6 protein-coding genes and 1 pseudogene are annotated in these 4,699 nt (G+C 45.1%); 5 read left to right on the forward strand and 2 right to left on the reverse strand.

The features are described 5' to 3' along the window. Nucleotides 1-175: 175 nt before the first annotated feature. Nucleotides 176-502, reverse strand: coding sequence for a hypothetical protein (locus tag HC752_RS23510; protein ID WP_190337620.1), 327 nt, complete (start codon nt 500-502; stop codon nt 176-178). A 186-nt stretch (nt 503-688) separates the two neighbouring features. Here HC752_RS23510 and HC752_RS23515 point away from each other — a divergent pair, with 186 nt between their 5' ends. The 3 genes and pseudogenes from HC752_RS23515 to HC752_RS23530 all read left to right on the forward strand — a co-directional run bounded on the left by HC752_RS23515 (nt 689) and on the right by HC752_RS23530 (nt 2,534). Further along, entirely contained in the window at nt 689-1,180 is a 492-nt protein-coding gene (locus HC752_RS23515) for a hypothetical protein (RefSeq protein ID WP_190337621.1), read from the forward strand. A 76-nt stretch (nt 1,181-1,256) separates the two neighbouring features. Then, nucleotides 1,257-1,877, forward strand: a pseudogene (locus HC752_RS24885) (recombination-associated protein RdgC). 264 nt (nt 1,878-2,141) lie between these two features. Beyond that, nucleotides 2,142-2,534: a hypothetical protein gene (locus tag HC752_RS23530; protein WP_190337624.1), complete on the forward strand. Its 393-nt coding sequence runs from the start codon at nt 2,142-2,144 to the stop codon at nt 2,532-2,534. Here the strand turns inward: HC752_RS23530 and HC752_RS23535 are convergent. Beyond that, a complete protein-coding gene (locus tag HC752_RS23535; RefSeq protein WP_190337625.1) occupies nt 2,506-2,922 on the reverse strand; it encodes a hypothetical protein in 417 nt (138 codons plus the stop codon). The two genes, HC752_RS23530 and HC752_RS23535, sit on opposite strands and share 29 nt — an antisense overlap. A gap of 460 nt (nt 2,923-3,382) precedes the next feature. On the opposite strand from HC752_RS23535, the gene HC752_RS23540 reads away from it, so the two are divergent. Both HC752_RS23540 and HC752_RS23545 read left to right on the forward strand, forming a co-directional pair. Further along, a complete protein-coding gene (locus tag HC752_RS23540; RefSeq protein ID WP_190337626.1) occupies nt 3,383-3,937 on the forward strand; it encodes a hypothetical protein in 555 nt (184 codons plus the stop codon). A 36-nt stretch (nt 3,938-3,973) separates the two neighbouring features. Further along, nucleotides 3,974-4,564, forward strand: a complete 591-nt coding sequence (locus HC752_RS23545) for a hypothetical protein (RefSeq protein ID WP_190337627.1) — start codon at nt 3,974-3,976, stop codon at nt 4,562-4,564. The last annotated feature ends 135 nt before the right edge of the window (nt 4,565-4,699 follow it).

Raw genomic sequence — 4,699 nt, forward strand, 5'->3', positions numbered from 1 at the left:
CACAAAATGTTTCTATTAACTTATCCATGCTCGTTCCTTTGAGATCTTATATATTTAGTCAATGATCTGATCTCGGAACGAGCCATTAGTTCCTTCCTAACGAATTTCCTTATCCAGAACTCAGGTTTATTAGTGAAAGGAAACATGGTCGCCAAGGTTGAGCGCCCGGTACCATTTAACGCTCTGGCGGCGTAAACAGTGGCTTTGTTAGGCGGGACGGGCACAAGCGATAAATCTCATCAATTACCATCTTTGAATGATCACTTAGGATTATGTTGTTTGTATCCTCCTCACGCTCAAGTAACTGTCTACTCATCAAGTGTTCGATAACATTGTGGCCAGCATTAATGTTCTCATTGTTGCTGATGAACATAGCTAATGCGTCATCAGTTACGTCGTTCATCTCGTGGACAAATGAAAGTGCTCGATAGTGGCTTAAATCTAGTTGGTCAACACTAAGTCGTCGGTCAAGTGCGCTCAGTGCGCTTAGCCAAGGTGACATATTTCTCTCCATTGTAAAAATCTCCCACGAATTCTATAATAAGCGTTAATAAAGCGCAATCATATGGCAACATACTTGAATCGTTTGTACTGCTGGTGGATCCCTCTACCTATGTGGTTGAAATTGCTTAGCAAGAGGTTGGTCATGCCTCGGAGAGTTGCTTATGAACACCAAAGGAGGAGTCTCTTGTACCAGAAGAAATCTCGATTTCTGCAAATCAATGAAAGCGGGCGTGTAGTTGGCGGTTTGTTTATCGCCTTAGTGGTTGGTGGGTATGCACTCCACAGCATGCATGAAGATGAGATAAGAGAGAGGCAACGGAAAGAACTTGCAAGGAAGACCGTTGTGCAAACACCAACAGAATTGGACAAGCTGCCACCGTTGCCGGCCGGAGAAGAGAAGAGGCGGCACTTATTGGGGGCAGAGTGTGTTCAAGGGGTCTACTACACGATGTTTCGTTATCGAGAGATCCCAATGGTTGACCCCAATGGCAAAGCAAAATTGTGTAATCAGAGAGGTAGCCTTACCTATCAAGACTACTTTGGTGATTACGACTTGCGTTGCATAAATGAAGTCTTGTACCTCAACCAAACACTCTCAAGAAGGTACGGCGGTGGACCAGTTGCTTTATACGACAGTGAAACAGGCCTCCCTAAATCATGTGATTTGCGCGATTAGCAACCCAAGTCATTCTATCAATCTACCGCCCGGGCAAGCCCTGGCATGAACAAACAATGAAATGAGTAGTACCAATATGTTTTTTAAAAACCTTGTCCCTTACACCTTCAATCGTGATTTTGCTCTTGATGCTGCCGAACTGGAAAAACGGTTGAAGGAAAACCAGTTTGTTCCATGCGGAGATCACGACTCAAAGAAAATCGGCTGGGTTGCACCAACGTTGAAGGAAGGTGGTGAATCGCTTGTTCATGCCGCTAATGGCTGCATGCTGATCGCCATGAAAGAATAAGAGAAACTGCTACCACCAAAGGTAGTCAAAGAAATGCTTGAAGCTCGAGTAGAAGAAAAGGAACTGGAACTTGGTCGCACACTCAAGCGCAAAGAGAAATCAGACCTGAAAGATGACATCATCAAGTTAAACCTGCCAAAGGCGTTTGTTACTTCTAAGACCACATTCGCCGTAATCATGCCTGAGTTAGCCATCAAATACGGGCTTAACTACGAAACCACATCTTTCTATCAACACTCGGGCAAGGTAGGGGCTCAAGACGCGAAGTTTCACCAACTGATCTTCGACAGCTCGAGGATTACCCGTCGTTCAGGTTTACCATGCCTGTATGAAGTAGCCTGGAAACCTGTGGTAGAGGAACAAAGACTTTGGATGGCTGGTCAGGTGTTTCATTCGTCTTTGCAATAGTTACAAAAACGCCCCGACAATGCCGGGGCGTTCTCGTGGCTCAAAAGGGTCATGGAAGCCGGGTAGGTACTAAGAAGCGTGAACAAGAAAGGAGGGTGCTTCTGTAGTTCGCTTACAATACTAATAAAGTCTTACCCTGTCAATATTCAGCGTTAAATATGGTAACATCCATTCCGATTTCTTGTGTTCTCAATGAGTCTGTTACTTACAAACTGTGCGGTGTGAGAATATAATCCCATCAATTTTAAATGCGAAGGACCATTTGTGAGTGTGCTTCTTAATGCCAAAGCTATTGCTGTAGGTGTCCTGATCGCAGTGTTTGCTAAGGACATAGCCAGTAATGCTGCCCATAACTATAACGTCGATACCTTTCTAGGGAAGTCTGGTTTGTCATTTGGCGTCTTCTTGCCGGAAGAATATCAAGAGTGGTCAAAAAGAGATGTGAGGGAGGCACTTACAGAAAGGCGCGATGAATCGGACAGCCTGAGTTGCCTGCATGTTCGACCGGTTTCACCTGAGTATCAGATCACTTCGACTCTAGCAGATGGAACAAAGATATGCTGTAGCTTGGATGGCAGCTCAGTCTTGGTACAGGCAAGGAATACTCGATTGAGTATTTTTGTGGGCATTACCCGAACCAGCAAGTGGTTCGGGTAATGAAATAGCGCGGCATTGTAACTGGGGCAAGTGAAGTTGCCCCAACGGTCCCAGCCTCGACTTGATTATCATCTTTCCTCAAAAAAACTGGGTCTTTCATGTGCAGAAGCTGCACTTCCGGGTGAGCGATTTTAATTTCTTTTAGAGTTTCTTCTGCAACAGACAGTTCGTTTGTCATCCTAGGCCAAAACCCTATCTCAAATTCTTGATCATTATTGTGTGTGTCTATGGCAGTCAGCTCGATGTAGAAAAATACTACAGGCGTTAAAGCTACTCTGAAACCGCGGATCGACGCTACAACATTAAGCCCTCGCTTGAGAGCTTCTAAAACACGATCTTCTACCGCCAAAGGAGGCCTCTCTTGTTCATTACTATTTGCTAATTCCATAAATTACCGTTTCATCATCAGTTCTACTGCCGCAAGATCTCCGCCCCGTACCAGCTTGCACCTTTCATCGTCTCTGTGAGTCAAGAAAGAGCAAGGAGGGAGTCAACAAAGTGAAAAATATTATTGCGATTTTTAAATGTTGTCTCGTTACACCTAAGCTCTTGAGAAGCCTAGCCATCTCCGTTACTTGCCAAGTCTAATTCGGCAGTTCATGGTGTGTATTATGAATAATTTTTTCGGAATGCGTGGGGATTAAGTTCGACTCTGTAAGGGGAGAAAATCGGCTCACAGCTCACTGAAAATGCGGCGTGGTACAAAATGTAAACAGAGAAAACTTGTTGTAAATCACCTTGTAGAATGAAACTTTGTGTCACATAACATATCAAAACGCTCATCATTTATACGTCCTGTTTAATGTTGCAACGCCATTTGTTTAACTCGAAGTAGTATAGGCGAGGGCATGATTGTGAATGAAAAACTTAGAGAATTTGTTACTGGTAAGCTGTATCCAAAGTTGAACCTCCTTGACTGTAAACTGCTGCAAGAGCTGCGGCCGGTTTTACGTCAAGACAACATATCTTGTGAGTTGATTTACCCTACTTGTTGGAACCATAGCGCTTACCACTATTTCGGGGCAGCCATCGTCACCTGTACAGCCTGTAAAGAGCAGACGGATCTACTCGATGCGATGGTAGTAACTGGAGCGCACACGGAAGAAACTGCCGTCGATGCAATAGCTAACAAACTGAGTGTTGTTATCCCTTCGCATGTGTTAAACCCTCAAAAGCCACCAGTAAAGAAGCCCAATGCACAGAAGGTAAAGAAGGAGCAGAAGCCGAAAGTTGACGCTGCCTGGCTCTTATCTCAGCTTCGTTTGTGGCTCACCAATGACCAAGATGCAGTTGGCGAACTCGAAAAGTGTGGGTGGACAAAGGAGCTGTTGGTTAAGGCACCAATTGGGAAGTTACCTTCCCCGGATGCTCTGATCAATGCGTGGGACGGCAGACTACCATAAGGTCTTTTTCAGTCTATCAAAGGGATGAAAGGTGGTGTGGTTGTTCCCTGGTTTAACGGGCGCAACGATGTCCTTTTGTGGGGTTATGAAGGCTCAATTCTAGAGAGCAAGCCTAAGCGGTTTGTATATGGCGACTCACTCCTCCCTTGTCACATTCACCATCCTGTTCATCGACGCAACCGTTGGCTGGTGGTTGTAGCTGATCCAGTGTTAGCAAGCTTGCTAATAGCTCGAGGTATTCCAGCCTGTGCCGTTGGAGGTGATGATACCGCCGCCCTATGTGCAAAGTGGTTTGCAACAACGGACAAAGACGTTTTCGTTATGGGCGAAACCAGTTCGGTCATGTTCTCCGAGATAGCCAAACACTCTAAGAATGCTAAGCCCTTAAAGAAAGTGGAGCCGTTAGCGTTTGGCCCTTACCACGGCACCTACTATAAAAGATTTACCAAGTGGCCGGCATCACGCTTCCAGGCTCCAGAAGAGGAGTCGTTTAACGTTAAGCAAGTAATTGGAATGCTATCAACGCTACTCGATGCTGAGATGCCCCTCGATGAAGCGATCGAAGTCATCAAAGAAAAGACCGGGTATGAAGTTCAAGTGAAGCCTATTGCGGGATCTGCAAAGTAGGTCAGTCTGGTTAATGCCGATCGTTTAAGACTCTTGAACGATCCTTAATAGTCTTCATAATCGGTCCCAGATATGTATCTGGGACCGATTTTTTATGTCTGAATTTTCTTTAGAACTTCAAGCTACTGCTGAATT

Source organism: Vibrio sp. S9_S30 (assembly GCF_014694455.1).
Classification (GTDB): domain Bacteria; phylum Pseudomonadota; class Gammaproteobacteria; order Enterobacterales; family Vibrionaceae; genus Vibrio.